Raw genomic sequence first — 540 nt, 5'->3', positions numbered from 1 at the left:
CCCTGACCACCGCGCAGGCCGCTGCCTTGAGCAGCGCCCAGCTGGCCGCCCTCGGCACCACGCAGATCGCCGCGATCGAAACCGCCGACCTGCGCGCGCTGACGACCGCCAACATCGCCGCCCTCGGCACCGCCGCCATCGCCGCGCTGGGCACCGCCCAGGTCGCGGCGCTCGGCACGAACCAGGTGGCCGCACTGACGACCACCCAGGTCGCCGCGATGGAGACCGCCGACATCCGCGCGCTGACCACCGCCCAGGTCTCGGCGCTGAGCAGCGCCCAGCTGGCGGCCTTCAGTACCACCCAGATGGCTGCGCTGGAAACCAGCGACCTGCGCGCCCTGAGCTCGTCGGCCATCGCCTCGTTGGCCACCAGCCAGCTGGCGGCCTTCAGCACCAACCAGATCGCCTCGCTGACCACCGGCCAGATCGTCGGCCTCACCACCTCGCAGTTCGCCGCTCTCGGCACGGCCCAGGTCGCCGCGCTGACGACGGCCCAGGTCGCCGCCATCCAGACCGCCGATCTGGTCGCGCTCAGCACCG

The 540-nt window shown here is 73.1% G+C and carries 1 pseudogene; it reads left to right on the top strand.

Features of this window, described 5'->3' with window-relative positions:
* Positions 1 to 26: 26 nt before the first annotated feature.
* Positions 27 to 540: pseudogene (locus OOT46_RS30715) on the top strand (heme utilization protein); the annotation flags it as partial.

The organism is Aquabacterium sp. A7-Y, assembly GCF_026153205.1.
GTDB lineage: Bacteria > Pseudomonadota > Gammaproteobacteria > Burkholderiales > Burkholderiaceae_C > Caldimonas.
Note: the sequence above shows the minus strand (reverse complement) of the source record. Positions and strands in the feature narration are given on the sequence as shown.